The sequence below is a fragment of the Gillisia mitskevichiae genome (assembly GCF_003634585.1).
In the GTDB taxonomy this organism is placed as follows: domain Bacteria; phylum Bacteroidota; class Bacteroidia; order Flavobacteriales; family Flavobacteriaceae; genus Gillisia; species Gillisia mitskevichiae.
Window position 1 is genome coordinate 173,769 of record NZ_RBLG01000003.1, and the last position, 16,776, is coordinate 190,544.

Here is a 16,776-nt window from a genome sequence, read left to right on the forward strand (position 1 = left end):
TCTATAATTTTTTATCGCATTTATCTCCTAAAACTCCTTTAACATCATAAACCACTGCGCTCTGAGATTTAAGTTCATTAAAGTCTAAACTTAAAAATTCCTTATGAGCAACTGTTAAAACAACTGCATCGAATTTTTTATTTGGTAATGTTCTGGATGTTGAAAGATTATATTCATGTTTAACCTCTTCTGGATTTGCCAATGGATCGTAAATACTAATATTTACACCATATTCCTTTAAGTTCTTAATAACATCTACAACCTTAGTATTTCTTACATCAGGACAATTTTCCTTAAAAGTTATCCCCAACACCAGTACTTCAGCTCCCTTAACTTTAATATCATTTTGTAACATCAGCTTTACAACTTCAGAAGCCACATATTGTCCCATACTATCGTTCATTCTTCTTCCTGCAAGAATAATTTCTGGATGATAACCTACTTCTTGTGCTTTTTGTGCCAAATAATAAGGGTCTACACCAATACAATGTCCACCAACCAATCCAGGTTTAAAAGGTAAAAAGTTCCATTTTGTACCCGCAGCTTCTAAAACATCATTAGTATCTATATCCAACATATTGAATATTTTAGCTAACTCATTTACAAACGCAATATTAATATCTCTTTGAGAATTCTCTATCACCTTTGCAGCTTCAGCTACTTTAATTGTGGGCGCTAAATGAGTCCCAGCAGTTATAACAGCTTTATAAAGATCATCTACTTTTTTACCTATTTCTGGAGTAGATCCAGCGGTAACCTTTAAGATCTTATCTACGGTATGTTCCTTATCTCCCGGATTAATCCTTTCTGGAGAGTAACCAGCAAAGAAATCCTGATTGAATTTTAATCCACTAATCTTCTCAAGAACTGGAATACATTCATCCTCTGTAACCCCAGGATACACTGTAGATTCATATATAACTATATCTCCTTTTTTTAGAACTTTCCCTACTGTTTCACTACTTTTATATAATGGAGTAAGATCTGGCCTATTATTCCTATCTACTGGAGTGGGCACAGTTATTATGTAATAGTTACAATCTTTTATATCCTCAAGATCTGTGGTACAATATAAACCAACTTCTCCAGATGGGCTATTTATTAAAGAGGATTGTAAAAGGTCTTTTTCAATTTCCAACGTAGAATCGATCCCAGACATTAGTTCGGCAACTCTTGGTTTATTAATATCAAAACCTATTACAGAAAATTTTGTAGCAAATAATCTGGCGAGTGGTAATCCCACATAGCCTAAACCTATGACTGCTATTTTAATATCTTTATTCATATATGCTATTTATAAAGTACATAATATTATCTTAAATTCTTCCAGTACCAAGCAACTGCTTCTTTCAAACCAGCCTGAATATTAAATTTCGGATCATATCCCAAATTCATTTTAGCTTTATCTACAGATGCTAAAGAATGTGGAATATCGCCCACCCGGTTTGGACCATGCTTGATCTCCACTTTCGCTATTTCCGGATCATATTCAGATAAATATTCCTTTAACAGGTGTATCAATTCGAGAAGATTTGTTCTTTCCCCAAATGCCGTATTATAAACCTCATTTAATGCTTTTTCATTTTCTGATGTAAGAGCAAGAAGATTCATTTGAACAACGTTATCTATATAGGTAAAATCTCTGGAATAGGTTCCATCTCCATTTATCACAGGAGATTCATAATTCATTAACTGAATTACAAATTTGGGGATAACCGCAGCATAGGCTCCATTAGGATCCTGTTTTCTTCCAAAAACATTGAAATATCTTAAACCAATAGTATCTAGATCATATGTATTCTTAAAAATATCTGCATACAATTCATTCACATATTTAGTTATTGCATATGGTGAAAGTGGTTTCCCAATAATGTGCTCCACTTTTGGTAAATTTTCGGAATCTCCATAAGTTGAGGAACTTGCTGCATACACAAATCTCTTTACCCTAGCATCTCGAGCAGCAACCAACATATTTAAGAAACCAGAAACATTCACTTCGTTAGATGTAATAGGATCTTTTAATGATCTAGGCACAGAGCCTAATGCCGCCTCATGTAAGATATAATCCACGCCTTTAGTTGCTTTATGACAAGTTTCAAGGTTTCTAATATCTCCTTCAATAAGAGTAAACATGGAATTATCCTTAAAAGCTTCTAAGTTCTCATGTTTACCAGTAGCAAAATTATCTAAACATACAACCTGAGCTCCATGATTTAGTAAGGTTTCGCAAAGATTGGAACCTATAAATCCAGCTCCTCCTGTTACTAATACTTTAGAAGACTTTAATTGTGAAAATTGTTCTAGCATTAAATGCGAATGTTTTGTTTAACAATCGGCAAAGATAGTATTTCTAATTTATGGATGAAGCATGTAAGTATTAAAGAAATGTGAAAAGGTCAGAGAGTTTTTCAAAAGTGTCCATCTGACTGGAAACTAATTGGCTAAATACTAAAAACGAATACGCATGAAAATAGGTGGTTTAACATTTTATTTCTATTCTGCAACCTTGAAAGTCGTTATCCTAAAAACGCTTGTATTATTTTTATCTACAATTTTCATCAAATAATCCCCGTATTCATTTTTGCTTAATGGAGTTGCGAGTTCTCGCAACTGTTCTCTGGAAATAAATTTTTTTATCGAATGCTATCTCTTCAATACAAGCAATTTTTAATCCCTGCCGTTTTTCTATAGTATTTACAAAGTTTGATGCATCTAAAAAGGATGCATGCGTACCCGTGTCCAATCAGGCAAATCCTCTACCCATTAACATCTAATTTTTCTTCAGCTAAATATTTTTGATTCACACTCGTTATTTCTAATTCACCGCACTCGCTTGGGTTTACAGATTTTGCTATTTTAATAACTGAATTTGGATAAAAATAAGTTCCTGTTACGGCAAAGTTGCTTTATGGTTTAACAGGCTTCTCTTCGATACTCTTAACTTCACCTTTGCTATTGAAATCTACAACCCCGTATCTATGTGGGTCGTTTACGCAATAACCAAATATGGTTGCTTTTTTATTTTTGGAATTTCCTAAAGCATTCTTAAGCATACCAGTAAATAGTTGTCCGTAAAAAATATTATCGTCCCAGATAAGGTAAACATCCTCATTAACAATAAACTTTAATGCTAATTAAAGCCATCTGATTAGGCATCAATATTTGCAGCAAAATCTTAACATTTGAATTTCCTGAACTATAAATTCTACCTTAATAAGAAATTTGCAAATTCAGTTGTAAAAACTTTTCTACCCTCGAAATTTATATGCGTATGATTTATAAAATATTTTTCTTGTGACATCCAATCCATGCCTGATTTAAAATAAATATCAGATTTGATGTTTTGAAGAAAATTTTCAAAGTCGTTATCAAGATTTTCCAGAGTTGGGGCGGTAAAAGTTATTATCTGAATATTATTTTCGGCCGCCAATTCTAATATTTGATTGTAATAATAATTATCCCTCTTATTCATTGTGAAATTTAAAATTCCGGCATTAGTAATAATAGGCTGGTTCGATATAGATTGTTTTTCCAATTTATTTCCGTTAATACAGTTAAATTCGGAGTTTTCACAAAAGGTGTCATATTTAAGAAATGAATTTATTATTTGAAAAGGAGAATAATAATTATTGTAAATAAAATAACCTAGATAAGGAATATAAAATGGGCTATCTTTAATTAATGGAATTTCCTCATGTAAAACATCTTTTATAGTTTCATCACTATCCCAATAGGGTAAATAGGCATAAGCGTAAAATGAATTAGAGAAACTTTCTTTCGACATAAATGAATAGGGATCAATCTGTAGATAAATTTTATCCAATTTATTTTTGTTTAATAAAAACAATTTAACACTAACATAATTTTCGTTAAAACCTGATCCATCTAAGCCTAGATTAATTCCATTTTGATCTGTTAAAGAATCAAGTAAATTTACATCTATAGAACCATAGGCTCGACTTGAACCAATTACGGCATAATCATAATCGGTATTTTTTATTGATAATTGCCAATATCTTTTGGTATTTCCTAGAAACATGTTCTTATTCTTGTAAAGTAGATCACACACAACCCCATAAACCAATAGGAAACAGATAAAAATAAGTAAATAAGCAAAAATTTTCTTTAGAAAATGTTTCATAAATTAGAATTGAAAATATATAAAACTATTAGGACTAATGTACAAACCAAAAAACACTATTAATAATAGGATTGTAGCATAAGAGAGTCTTCTCAATATAGAATTTTTGAAATATAGAGGAAATCGATCTGCTCTTCCCCGCCATTCAAATAATAAAAATATTGAAATAAGGGTAATAATCTTTGCATGGCTTAATAATGCTGATGTATTGAATGAAGTGAAAACAAATATTCTAAATATATAATTAATTGCATCGGCCACTGTGTCTGACCTAAAAAACACCCAAGCCAAACAGGTAAAGGAAAAAGTTAAAACCATTTGAACTAATTCTTTAAAATTAGGCAATGTTCTACCTTCTGCCACGGAACCAAGATCTTTACGATTTCGACCACTTAAAAGTAAAGGCAGGAAATATAAAGCATTCAAAGATCCCCAAACAACGAATGTCCAGTTAGCGCCATGCCAAAAACCACTTAGCATAAAAACCACGAAGATATTAATCACACCTCTGTTCTTACTTACTCGACTACCTCCAAGTGGAATATATACATAGTCACGAAACCATGTAGATAAAGAAATGTGCCATCTTCGCCAAAACTCAGCTATATCGCGGGAAAAATAAGGTGTACGAAAGTTTATCATTAAATCAAAACCAAACAATTTCGCAGTTCCTATTGCCATATCAGAATACCCAGAAAAATCTCCATAAATTTGAAATGCAAAAAATATAGCACCCAATATCAACTCCATTCCAGAAGCTGTCCCATAATTAGCAAATATGTCATTAACGGCAAAGGCACAATTATCGGCAATTACAACTTTTTTAAACATACCCCACAAAATTAGACGCATACCGTCTACTCCCTGAGTATAGTTGAATTTTCGTTTAATATTAAACTGCGGTAACAAATTAGTCGCTCTTTCAATAGGTCCCGCCACTAATTGAGGGAAAAAGCTAACAAAGGCTGCAAAAGAGATAAAATCTTTGGTTGGTTCCAGCTGTCTTTTATAAACATCTATAGTATAACTTAATGTTTGAAACGTATAAAAACTGATCCCTACTGGAAGGATGATGTTTAAAGAATTTGCATTTATTTCGGAACCAAAAAAAGTAAATGCTGATTTGAAGTTATCTAAGAAAAAATTGTAATATTTAAAGAAACCTAAAAACCCGAGGTTTACCAATACACTTACCCAAAGTAGTATTTTCCGCTTGTATAAATTATGCTCCCTTCCCAAACTTACCCCAATCACATAATCAACTAGGGTGCTGAACAGGATCAATGCCAAAAACCGCCAATCCCACCAGCCATAAAAAACATAGCTAGCAAAGGCAATAAGAATGTTCTGGTGCTTCAGATTTTTGTTGACAACAAACCAATAAAGAACAAAAACTATAGGTAAAAATACAGTAAAATCAAGGGAATTAAAAAGCATTTATAGAGTATAGAGAATTTAGTATTGAGATGGTTTGTGGTTATTTTATTTATAGTTGAATAAGACCTCAAAATTCATACTTCCTAACTGCAAATTTGAGAATTAAAAACAGGAGGAAATATAGAATTTATAAACTTGGATAAAATTGAAAATTCAATTACTCAGGATTTTCCTTTATCGAAGAATTTTAATTGACAAGAGTTCCATATTATTGCTCCTTTTTATCTACAATTTTCATCAAGTATTCCCCATATTCATTTTTTCGCAATGGGCTTGCCAGCTCCCGCAATTGTTCTCTGGAAATATATTTTTTATCGAAAGCTATCTCTTCAATACAGGCAATCTTTAATCCTTGACGCTTTTCTATGGTATGTACAAAATTGGAGGCATCTAAAAAAGACTCATGGGTGCCTGTATCTAGCCAGGCAAATCCTCTACCCATTAATACCACTTCTAATTTCTCTTCAGCTAAATATTTCTGGTTCACACTCGTGATTTCCAATTCCCCGCGCTCGCTTGGGTTTACAGATTTTGCAATCTTAATAACTGAATTTGGATAAAAATAAATCCCCGTTACTGCATAGTTACTTTTCGGATTAATAGGCTTCTCTTCGATACTCTTAACTTCACCTATACCATTAAAATCTACAACTCCATATCTATGTGGATCATTTACGTAATACCCAAAGACGGTTGCTTTTTTATTTTTGGAATTTTCTACTGCTTTTTTAAGCATACCTGTAAATCCTTGTCCGTAAAAAATATTATCCCCCAATATCAAACACACATCATCTTCCCCGATAAATTCTTCACCGATTATAAAGGCTTGAGCAAGGCCATCTGGGGAGGCTTGTTCTTCAAAATAAAATTTCATCCCCAACTCTTTTCCATCTCCTAATAACTTTTTAAAATTAGGAAGATCTTCAGGGGTAGAAATTATTAAAATTTCACGTATTCCTGCTAACATTAAAACAGATAAAGGATAATAGATCATCGGTTTATCATAAATTGGCAATAGTTGTTTAGAAATTCCTTTTGTAATTGGGTAAAGTCTAGTGCCGGATCCTCCTGCTAGTATTATTCCTTTCATTTGATACGAATTTTTATTACAAATTAATCCGAATTAATCCGAATTTTTTGAATTTAATATTCTTTTATATATTAGAGAAGACGTGCGAAATTAATCAACATTCCTAATTCCGTATTTGTACATTTTAAATAGTTTTTTAATTGAGCATAAAATACGGTAGGAGTTAGTTTAACTGCTTTTATTTCCAAAATAATAGAGTCATAACAAACGAAATCTGCTCTATATTGTTTCTTCAATTTTTGATTTTCGTAATATAGTTCTAGCTTAACTTGCTTTTTAAATTGTATTTTTTGGTTCCCAAATTCTTTCACCAAAGCTTCTTCATAAACCGCTTCCAAAAATCCGGGACCTAAGGTTCTATGAACTTTCATACAGGCTCCTATTATTTTATAACTCTCTTCCTTGAATACTATATTCTCATTGGATTCCATTCGTATAATTAGTATAAATTCGGATTAATTCGTTGCATATTGTTTTGTATAATATTCCTGATATTTCCCTGAGGTCACATTTTTTAACCAATCTTCATTATCCAAATACCAATCTATTGTCTTTTCTAATCCATCTTCAAAAGTTACCGAGGGTTTCCAGCCTAATTGTTTACCTATTTTAGAGGCGTCTATAGCATAACGCTTGTCATGACCTGGACGATCTTTTACAAAGCTAATTAATTGCGCAGAGCTACCTTCCGCTCTGTTCAGTTTAGCATCCATTATTCTGCAAAGAAGTTTTACCAAGTTGATATTTTTCCATTCATTAATTCCACCTATATTATAAGTTTCATTATTCTTTCCTTTGTGAAAAACCTTATCAACTGCAATAGCATGATCAATTACATATAACCAATCTCTTGTATAATCGCCATTACCATAAACAGGCAGTGGCTTTTCTTCTATAATATTATTAATAAATAATGGAATTAGTTTCTCTGGAAATTGATTTGGGCCATAGTTATTTGAACAGTTGGAAATTATATAAGGCAAATCATAAGTTTCTCCATAAGCTCTCACAAAGTGATCTGAACTGGCTTTTGAAGCGGAATAAGGTGAATTGGGAGCATAAGAGGTGGTTTCTGCAAATAATCCTTCCTCTCCTAAAGTGCCATATACCTCATCTGTACTGATGTGATAAAACAATTTTCCCTGTAAATTATCTTTCCAAATTTTATTAGCTGCATTTAGAAGATTCATTGTTCCAATCACATTAGTTCTAACAAATGCAAGAGGATCTTTTATTGAGCGATCTACATGAGATTCTGCAGCTAAGTGAATAATTTTATCAAACTTATATTTTTCGAATATGCTATCTACTTTATTTGCATCATTGATATCGACCTTTAGAAAATGATAATTCTCCTTATCTTCCACATCAATTAAATTTTCTAAATTACCAGCATAGGTTAAGGCATCTAGGTTGAAAATATCATATTCCGGGTATTTATCCACAAACAATCTCACTACATGAGAGCCAATAAACCCTGCTCCACCAGTTATTAAAATTTTCACTTTTTTGAACTCATCCATTCTATATTTCATCCATCATAAATTTAACTATTAGCATTATCGCTATCCATTTTTAAATATTTTAAACTCAAAAATATTATCTTCTCAAGTCTAATGTTCATCCTATACAACAACAAAAGCCAGAAATATACATGATATTAGCCCGGCCTACTAAAATCTAATTCCTTATATAATATAAAATTTTACCTTTCGAAATCTTTTCAAATCCTTCATTTAACAACCTCTCTTCCAAAGCACTTAAATCAGTATAATAAGAATTTTCGGGATATTTATAAGTTAAAAATATAGCGATTTTCTCTTTACTTTTCATCAATCGCTGCATTTTAGGATTAATTTCAGAATTCATTAAATCTTGATTAAAATCTTTAATATTAATAGATGCAAAAGGATATAAATAATTAAATATATGGCTCTTACTCCCGTAGAAATATGGATTGATATCTTCATTAAGAAGTTTTGCTATTTCCTTATCCACATCTTCTAAATAATCTGAACGTTCACCTTGGGTTCTTATTTGACTTAACTTTGGAATATTTACACTATTATTTAATTTCAAGAAATTAGCATCTTCATATGGGATTAAGACTTTATTAGTAATGCCAAGAAAACATGTAACAATTAAGGTTCCTACCCAAAACTTAATTCTCGTAGGTTTTAATATTACTGCAATAAAAGGAAATAAAATAAATAAAAAAGAAGCTTTGATAAGACCCGTATTAGATCCAAACGGGTTAACAAACATACAAATAACATACAGGATTAAAATTATAAATTCTCGATTTGGAAAATTTGATTTTTTTTCTTTAAAAAAAATTACTGCAAAACTTAAAACAATAGAGACGAAATAAAGTGTAAAATTATACTTCGTAAGAGAAGCTATGCCAAAAGAAATTAAAAGCTGAATAATGAAAAATGGAATATAGACTAATTCCGGTTTTCGAACTTTTTTAGCGCAAAATTTAAATACCTCATAAGACGTTAAAAAATATAAGCTGATCGCTATTAATTTATAGAAGTCATTTAAATAGTTTTTTAATAAATGCGTGGTTTCGTGGCCTGCAATATCAAATTCTTCTTTAATTACCAAAACGAAATCTGAATAATATAAAGAATATACCAATACGGTAAGAAACATACTAAAAAGTAGGTAAAAAACAGGTTTTAAAAATGCCTTTGTTTTAATTAAATTAGAATTCCGTTCATCATAAAAAAGAAAACCGGAAATAACAAGTAATACAACGAAATTTGGAAATCTTGTTAAAATTGCAGCGACTGTAAGAAAGGACAGTAATAATATTTTAGCAACGCTATTCTTTTCTAAATAATCTAATGATGTAAAAAATATAAGTGATAAAAGTAGAGTGCTGAACGTGTCGAAACCTAGAATATTTGTATTGAGTGAAGAGGAAATAAATAATAGAATTGTACCATATAATAAGCTTTGAATTATATCCATTTTTCTCTTAACATAAAAGAATGATATCACTCCAGGTATAAGAAGTAAAATACCATTAATCATCCTAAACCAAATAAGTTGGTCACCAAATAAACCTGATACTGCTTTTATAAATATGGAACTTAATAAAAAAGAAAACCTATAGTCATCATTTACTGGATGAAGAGCCTCATTAATGTGAAAGAAAGAATCTGTAAAATCCAGTCCATAAAAAATTGTTACCACATAAAAAGCTAAGGAAGAAAAGAATAAAATAGCAGACAGGAAAATTCTTAACCTCATTCTTATTTAAAATTCTGATTTAAACAATGCTCTATATAAAAATTTATTTTTGTAATAGGTTGTATCGCCATTAAAAACAGGGAAAGTATATATAAAATATTCCTATAATCGAATACAAGGCAAACTTAATCAACTTATAAATTCTATGTATGAAAACCTTAATAATTTATTTCAAAAGTAGCCGTTTTAATAATTTTAGATGCTAGTTCAAAATTCAAAGGATTTACGAATACTGGAAAAAAAAACTATCATCAGATAATTAAGATGCTCGCATCTATACTAAGCTTAGTATGGTAATTATATAAAACCAGCCCTAAATAATAGAATATTTATTAATTAACAGTGAGATTTTAGAAATATCAAATAAATTTAATTCTACATAAATAGGTAAACATAGTACTGTTTTTGAGATTTCTTCTGAAATCTTCATTTCTTTATAGTCTACATAATCGAGGGTGTTTAAGGAAGGATAAAAATATCTTCTTGGGAAGATCTGCGCTTTGTTTAAAGTCTGTTGTACCTTAAGGAGAGTTTCCTCATCTTCAAAAATAATGGGGTAATAACTAAAATTCCAATCGGTACCTTCCCGTATCCTCAACTTACGAAACTTCTTGAAATTTAGATTTTTGTTATATGCCTCAACTATTTTTTTTCTAGATGCTATTAGACCATCCACATATGGTAAAACTGCAAGCCCCATCGCAGCCTGTAACTCGCTCATTTTAGCATTAATTCCCAATCCATGAAAATCTAGTTCCCCTTTATGTCCAAAATTATGACTGTGAAATAATTTTTTATATAAATCTTCATCCTTACAAAACATTGCACCCCCTTCTCCTGTATGAAACAACTTTGTAGCATGAAAGCTACATGTGCTTATATCACCATATTCAAATAAAGATTTACCATTGTAATTCGCTGCAAAACAATGAGCAGCATCATAAATAACTTTTAAATTGTATTTAATTGCTATAGCTGAAATTGCTTCAATATTACATGGATTACCAAATACATGAGTAGCAAGAATTGCTGTTGTTTTCTCTGTAATAGCCGCTTCAATTTTAGTTTCGTTAATTGTTAAATACTCGGGATGAATATCTACGAATACTGGTGTGCAATTCTCCCAAACAATTGTAGATGTTGTAGCTACATAACTAAAGGGAGTAGTGATTACCTCTCCTTTATTTGCTAATAGTTTTAAGGCAATTTGAAGTGGCAATGTCCCATTAGCAGTAAGTATTATGTTAGAAATATGTAGATGCCTTTTTAAAGCAAATTGCAAATCGAATAACAATTTTCCCCCATTAGCTAATTGATTACTTTCCCAAATCACTTTCAATTTAGACTGATACTCCCCAATTGGAGGTAAAAATGTTTTTGTAACTGGAATCATTTCTTAATAATAAGTTTAATAAGCTCTTGGAAACTGTCAAATTTGAATCTATATGCTGCAAATATATAAATTGATAAGCCAACAACTCCTCCAACCATAATTCTTAATATATCTAAGTTATTACCTAAGCCATAATAATCTAATAGATAAATAAATAAACCCATTACTAAGGACAATAACACTATTGGAAACACATCTTTCAACTGCTGCAAAGCTGTATAATTGATGAATTTACCTGTATAATGTGCATTTATAAAAAAAGCAATAATAGAAATAACAACCTGACCATATAACATTGCAATTATACCTAAGGGAATAGTTACTAATAAGGTAATTATAATAAGTATTTTTTTAAATACCTCCAATTTTAAAAACAGATCACTTCGCCCTTTTACATTAAGAATTGTTAGATTATATGAATGCAAAGGATATAATATACCCGTAATACAAAGTATTTGAAAATATGGAACCGCTGGCAACCATTTTTCTGTAAATAAAAGCCGAAAGGTAGGCTCTGCCAATACCGCTAATATTATCAAAACAGGGGTGATTACAAAAACGACCATTTGCATAAGCTTTTTATATACGCTTCTTAATCGGACCTCATCATTTTGAATGCTTACAAAAAGCGGAAATGTCACCTTATTCAGTGCATTAGAAAGGTTGCTCACAGGAAGTTGCTTCATCGTTTCAGCCCTGGTATAGAAACCTACCTGCGCTGGAGAAAAATATTTTCCGATTACAATTAAAAAAATGTTATTGAATATTCTGTCTAATAATTCGGATAAGGTAAGTTTATAGCCATAGTTTAAATGAATTTTAAATTTTTTGTAATTGAAGTTTAACTCTGGAGTCCATTTAGAATATATCCATAATTGGATTGAATTTACTGATGCCGAAATAATACTACTCCAAACAAGGCTCCATATTCCAAACCCTAATAATGCCATTGTAACCCCCACAATGCCACCAATAATAGCAGAAGGAACTGCAATCATTGTTTGCGTTTTAAAATCCATACTCTTTGTTAACCTAGCCAATTGAACTGCAGAAAATGCTGAAATTATAAATGATAAACAGTAAATTCTTAAAATTTCAATTAAAATTGATTGCTCATAAAAATCTGCAATTAATGGCGCTAAAAAATATATAATTACATAAACCAAAAGACTTGCAACCAAATTGAAATAAAATACTGTGGAGTAATCTTCATTATTAAGATCTTCCCCTCTTATTAAAGATTTGGTAAGTCCGCCATGCAATAACGTGTTTCCAATGGCAACAAATACAGCTATCATCCCAATTAAACCAAATTCTTCCGGTAATAAGAGTCGGGCTAGAATTACAGAAACCACAAAACCAATAAGCTGATTTCCAAATTGCTGTGCAAAAGTCCACACTAAACCTATTGTGGCTTGTTTTTTTAGAGACATTAAATAGTTTGTTCCATCAAAATCAGATTGCAAAAGGTGTCAAGACTAAAGTGCTTGTAATCCATAATCCACATTGAAAGTTTTTATAAAAATACATACTTGAATATTAATATTAGAAGCTTTGGTATAATTTGACAATAAAACTTTCACTCACTATTCTGAATTCATTTTTATATCTTAAAATTCTTTTAATTCCCATTAAGTATATTTGCTCCGAGGATAAAAAATTAGAGACAGGAAATGACAATATTAAAGTTATGGTTTACAGATTTTGATGAGCTTTTTGATCCTCAGGATAATTTCATTTATAATTTACTTTGTACTCATTATACTATCAAACTATCTTCAAAGGATCCAGATTATTTGATTTACTCTTGTTATGGAAATGATTTCTTAAAATATAACTGTATTCGAATATTTATAACAGGAGAAAATTTAGTTCCGGACTTTAATCTTTGTGATTATGGAATTGGATTTAATCATCTACAATTTGGTGATAGATACCTAAGATATCCAAATTTCGCTTTTTATGAGGATCAATTCAAAGAACTTCTTACTCCAAAGAATTTTGATGAGACCATATTATTAAAAAAAGAATACTTCTGTAATTTCATTTACGCAAATTCACTTTCTGATCCTGCCAGAGATACATTTTTCCAGTTACTAAATAAGTATAAATTAGTGTCCTCTCCTGGAAAACACTTAAATAATATATCATTGAACGTAGGAGAGCGATTTGCTGAAGATTGGATGTATACCAAAATAGATTTTCAATCTAAATGCAAATTCAGCATTGCTTTTGAAAACACTTCTTCATGTGGATACACTACAGAGAAGATCCTTCACGCATTTATTTCTAGTACCATTCCTATCTATTGGGGAAATCCGGATGTAGCAAAAGATTTTAACCCAAAAGCATTTATTAATTGCCATAATTATCAGAGCTTTGAGCAAGTTGTAGAAGAAATTAAAAGGATTGATTCTAACCATCATGAATACATCCAAATGCTTAACGAATCGCCTTTCATAAATCACGTTATTCCAAAAGATTTAAGCAAGGAAACATTACTTCAGTTTCTTCAGAACATTTTTGAAAAAGAAAATACTAAGCGACGATCAGAATATGGTACCCAATACAAATATGAAAGTAATATGAAAGCTGCTATTACTTCAAGGGAAAGAATTATGAGAATTTCTAAATTTGTAAATCCCCTAAAATTTCTTATAAAAAAAAAAGAAAATAATAGTTGAATCCTAAAGCTTTTCATAATAAGCCTTATACCAATCTATATATTTCCCAACGCCTTTTTCGATGCTAGTATTTGGTTTATAGCCAAAATCTTTTTTTAGATCACTTACATCTGCCCAAGTTCTCTCTACATCTCCAGCTTGCATAGGTAGCATTTCTTTTTGGGCCTCTAACCCAAGTTGCTTTTCTATCTCATCGATAAAATCTAGAATTTTCACAGGTTTACTATTCCCAATATTATATAAGCTATAATTAGGTTTTTGATTTTCGGGATTAGTGACGATCTTTAAAACCCCATCCACAATATCATCTATAAATGTAAAATCCCGTTCTAGATTTCCATTATTGAATACCTTTATAGGCTTTCCTTTTATTATGGCATCTGTAAACAAGAACATAGCCATATCTGGCCTTCCCCATGGGCCATAGACCGTGAAGAAACGTAGACCGGTAGTTTTAAAATTAAATAAATGGCTATAGGTATATGCCATTAACTCATTACTCTTCTTTGTGGCTGCATATAAACTAATGGGATGGTCTACATTATCTTTTACAGAGAAAGGAATCTTTTTGTTTTGTCCATACACACTAGAACTGGTTGCATAAATTAAATGTTCTATATTATTATTTCTGCAACATTCTAAAATATTTAAAAAACCAACTACATTGCTATCTATATACGCTTCCGGGTTTTCAAGACTATACCTAACTCCTGCCTGAGCGGCTAAATTGCAAACAATTTTAAAATTATGCTCTTTAAAAAGTTTTGGCAGTTGTTCTCTATCCTCTAGATTTAATTTGATAAACTGAAATTTAGAATATTTTTCACTTCCTAAAATCTCATTATATGCAATCACCTTTTTTTCGATCCCTAGTTCCTTAAGTCTCGCTAGCTTTAAGTTGACTTCATAATAATCATTTATATTATCTAGTCCTACCACTTCAAATCCTAAGTCTAATAACTTCTTTGCTAAATGAAACCCAATAAATCCTGCGGCTCCAGTTACTAAAACCTTATTTTTAACTTGTTCCTGCATAATTTTAAATTGCAACCTTTATAGGTGATCTGCCATCACCCTTAAAATTTCATAGATTTCACAAAAGTATCAATTTCAATTTTATAACTTTATTGTTTACACAATTCAATTTCATGTTTCAAGAAATTAATAAAACGGCTTATCCCCCAACGAATTCTATATTTGTTTGGGATGGTGATTGTAAATTTTGCAAATGGTGGAAAAATAGCTGGGAGCATAATCTTAATGGTAATGTAGAATTTCATACTTATCAAGAGGTGAACCATCAATTTCCTGATATTCCGAAGAAAGAATTTCAGAAAGCCAGTAGGCTTATAGATATTAATGGAAATGTATATTCTGGACCTGATTCGGCTTTTAGAATTCAACATTACCTAGGAAATCCAAAATGGCATTCATGGTACAAAAAACAAAGGTGGTTTAAGCTTGTTAGTAATAACGCATATAATCATATCGCCAAAAACAGGAGTTTTTATTATAAGGCAACCCTGCTTCTTTTTGGTAAAGATCCTACAAAACCCAAGATCTATTGGTTTTACTACATCTTGCTTTTAATTTTAATCATTATTTCAATATGAAATTTTTAAAATCTTATTGGATCTATATTGTCGCTGCATTTATCACCCTTTTTGGTATAATCACGGGTTGGTATTTGTTCATTTTCTTCGCTATCCCTTTTGCGTTATTCCGAAGTAAAGATCTAAATGAATAAGAGTGTTTATCTGAGTTAAACTTATACTAAACACCAATAGCAATTTGCTTTTAGAGATCCTTGGCAGTAACTTTCAGTATAAATTTAAAATAAACTAAAATGAAGGACTACGGTACACTTTCACAGGCTATTAATAAATTGAAATTAGAAGAAGGATATGAATATGATTTTAATTTGATGGATGAAAAGATCGAATTGAAATCTGAATCAAAATCTTATCATGTAAACGATTTTGAAGTGGATAAAGTTTTAAGATTTGAAGGAATGAGTAATCCCGATGATAATGCCATTTTATATTGCATACATACCAAAGACGGGAAAAAAGGAACATTGGTAGATGGGTACGGAATTTCTGGGGGTCAAATCTCGAAAGAATTAATGGCAAAACTCGATCTTAAATCTGGTAGAGAAACAGAATAACTATCCCGTTAAACTTATATTAAACCTCGTTTCAAAATTGGATAGCAGCACACACTATCATATTTTTGTATCGTAAATTAGAAATCAATAAATAAAAACTATGAGCTACTTAGGATTAGACGATAAAAAAACTGTCCATACAGTGAAAGAATTAAATATTCTTCTTGCAGATTATCATTTATATTATCAAAAACTTAGAAACTTTCATTGGAATGTAATTGGAAAGAACTTTTTTGATCTCCATGAAAAATTTGAAGAATTATATGACGATGCTAAATTAAAAGTTGATGAAATTGCCGAAAGAATACTAACACTTCGCTATCAACCGGTAAGTAATCTAAGTGATTATCTTAAATCTGCCAGCGTAAAAGAATCTAAATCCGATCTTTCAGATTCACAAATGATCAAGACTTTATTGGATGATCATGGAACCATCCTTAAGCAATTACGTAAAGTTGCAGAGGTTGCCGACAAAGGTGGGGATGAAGGAACTATAGATTTAATTGGTGGATATATAAGAGAACTTGAGAAAACAAGTTGGATGTTAGATGCATGGAAAATGAAAACCAGCGATACTCATAAAACAATTTAATTCATATAACA

At 30.9% G+C, this 16,776-nt stretch carries 16 protein-coding genes and 1 pseudogene; 5 read left to right on the top strand and 12 right to left on the bottom strand.

Going from position 1 to position 16,776, the window contains the following annotated elements:
• Window position 1: 1 nt before the first annotated feature.
• From BC962_RS11665 to BC962_RS11715, 11 genes and pseudogenes are all read right to left on the bottom strand, one after another.
• Window positions 2–1,285: a nucleotide sugar dehydrogenase gene (locus tag BC962_RS11665; protein WP_183075503.1), complete on the bottom strand. Its 1,284-nt coding sequence runs from the start codon at window positions 1,283–1,285 to the stop codon at window positions 2–4.
• Between the two features lie 26 nt (window positions 1,286–1,311).
• Complete coding sequence (locus tag BC962_RS11670) at window positions 1,312–2,307, bottom strand: SDR family oxidoreductase (RefSeq protein WP_121346209.1); 996 nt, start codon at window positions 2,305–2,307, stop codon at window positions 1,312–1,314.
• Window positions 2,308–2,756: 449 nt separating this feature from the next.
• Window positions 2,757–3,119: pseudogene (locus tag BC962_RS16610) on the bottom strand (sugar phosphate nucleotidyltransferase).
• An 86-nt stretch (window positions 3,120–3,205) separates the two neighbouring features.
• The gene (locus tag BC962_RS11680; protein WP_147405655.1) at window positions 3,206–4,141 is read right to left on the bottom strand and encodes a hypothetical protein; all 936 of its coding nucleotides are present in this window, start codon (window positions 4,139–4,141) and stop codon (window positions 3,206–3,208) included.
• Window positions 4,142–4,144: 3 nt separating this feature from the next.
• A complete protein-coding gene (locus BC962_RS11685) occupies window positions 4,145–5,578 on the bottom strand; it encodes an MBOAT family O-acyltransferase (RefSeq protein WP_121346211.1) in 1,434 nt (477 codons plus the stop codon).
• Between the two features lie 208 nt (window positions 5,579–5,786).
• Window positions 5,787–6,668, bottom strand: a complete 882-nt coding sequence (gene rfbA / locus BC962_RS11690; RefSeq protein WP_121346212.1) for a glucose-1-phosphate thymidylyltransferase RfbA — start codon at window positions 6,666–6,668, stop codon at window positions 5,787–5,789.
• Between the two features lie 71 nt (window positions 6,669–6,739).
• Window positions 6,740–7,099 carry a GxxExxY protein gene (locus BC962_RS11695; protein WP_121346213.1) on the bottom strand — a complete coding sequence of 120 codons (360 nt, stop codon included), beginning with the start codon at window positions 7,097–7,099 and terminating at the stop codon, window positions 6,740–6,742.
• 24 nt (window positions 7,100–7,123) lie between these two features.
• Window positions 7,124–8,203 (bottom strand): dTDP-glucose 4,6-dehydratase, encoded by a 1,080-nt coding sequence (rfbB, locus tag BC962_RS11700; RefSeq protein ID WP_245984174.1) that lies wholly within the window; start codon window positions 8,201–8,203, stop codon window positions 7,124–7,126.
• Window positions 8,204–8,348: 145 nt separating this feature from the next.
• Window positions 8,349–9,872: a glycosyltransferase family protein gene (locus tag BC962_RS11705; protein WP_183075504.1), complete on the bottom strand. Its 1,524-nt coding sequence runs from the start codon at window positions 9,870–9,872 to the stop codon at window positions 8,349–8,351.
• Between the two features lie 370 nt (window positions 9,873–10,242).
• Window positions 10,243–11,322 carry a DegT/DnrJ/EryC1/StrS family aminotransferase gene (locus BC962_RS11710; protein ID WP_121346215.1) on the bottom strand — a complete coding sequence of 360 codons (1,080 nt, stop codon included), beginning with the start codon at window positions 11,320–11,322 and terminating at the stop codon, window positions 10,243–10,245.
• The gene (locus tag BC962_RS11715; protein WP_121346216.1) at window positions 11,319–12,755 is read right to left on the bottom strand and encodes a lipopolysaccharide biosynthesis protein; all 1,437 of its coding nucleotides are present in this window, start codon (window positions 12,753–12,755) and stop codon (window positions 11,319–11,321) included. Before BC962_RS11715 ends, BC962_RS11710 begins: the two co-directional genes overlap by 4 nt.
• A gap of 240 nt (window positions 12,756–12,995) precedes the next feature.
• Here BC962_RS11715 and BC962_RS11720 point away from each other — a divergent pair, with 240 nt between their 5' ends.
• Window positions 12,996–14,006 carry a glycosyltransferase family 10 domain-containing protein gene (locus BC962_RS11720; RefSeq protein ID WP_121346217.1) on the top strand — a complete coding sequence of 337 codons (1,011 nt, stop codon included), beginning with the start codon at window positions 12,996–12,998 and terminating at the stop codon, window positions 14,004–14,006.
• 3 nt (window positions 14,007–14,009) lie between these two features.
• Here the strand turns inward: BC962_RS11720 and BC962_RS11725 are convergent, their stop codons facing one another.
• Window positions 14,010–15,041: an NAD-dependent epimerase gene (locus BC962_RS11725; protein ID WP_121346218.1), complete on the bottom strand. Its 1,032-nt coding sequence runs from the start codon at window positions 15,039–15,041 to the stop codon at window positions 14,010–14,012.
• A 113-nt stretch (window positions 15,042–15,154) separates the two neighbouring features.
• On the opposite strand from BC962_RS11725, the gene BC962_RS11730 reads away from it, so the two are divergent.
• The 4 genes from BC962_RS11730 to BC962_RS11740 all read left to right on the top strand — a co-directional run bounded on the left by BC962_RS11730 (window position 15,155) and on the right by BC962_RS11740 (window position 16,765).
• Window positions 15,155–15,619 (top strand): thiol-disulfide oxidoreductase DCC family protein, encoded by a 465-nt coding sequence (locus BC962_RS11730; RefSeq protein WP_121346219.1) that lies wholly within the window; start codon window positions 15,155–15,157, stop codon window positions 15,617–15,619.
• The gene (locus tag BC962_RS16390) at window positions 15,616–15,753 is read left to right on the top strand and encodes a hypothetical protein (protein ID WP_183075505.1); all 138 of its coding nucleotides are present in this window, start codon (window positions 15,616–15,618) and stop codon (window positions 15,751–15,753) included. Before BC962_RS11730 ends, BC962_RS16390 begins: the two co-directional genes overlap by 4 nt.
• A gap of 99 nt (window positions 15,754–15,852) precedes the next feature.
• The gene (locus tag BC962_RS11735; protein ID WP_121346220.1) at window positions 15,853–16,173 is read left to right on the top strand and encodes a phosphoribosylpyrophosphate synthetase; all 321 of its coding nucleotides are present in this window, start codon (window positions 15,853–15,855) and stop codon (window positions 16,171–16,173) included.
• Window positions 16,174–16,273: 100 nt separating this feature from the next.
• A complete protein-coding gene (locus BC962_RS11740) occupies window positions 16,274–16,765 on the top strand; it encodes a Dps family protein (RefSeq protein ID WP_121346221.1) in 492 nt (163 codons plus the stop codon).
• The last annotated feature ends 11 nt before the right edge of the window (window positions 16,766–16,776 follow it).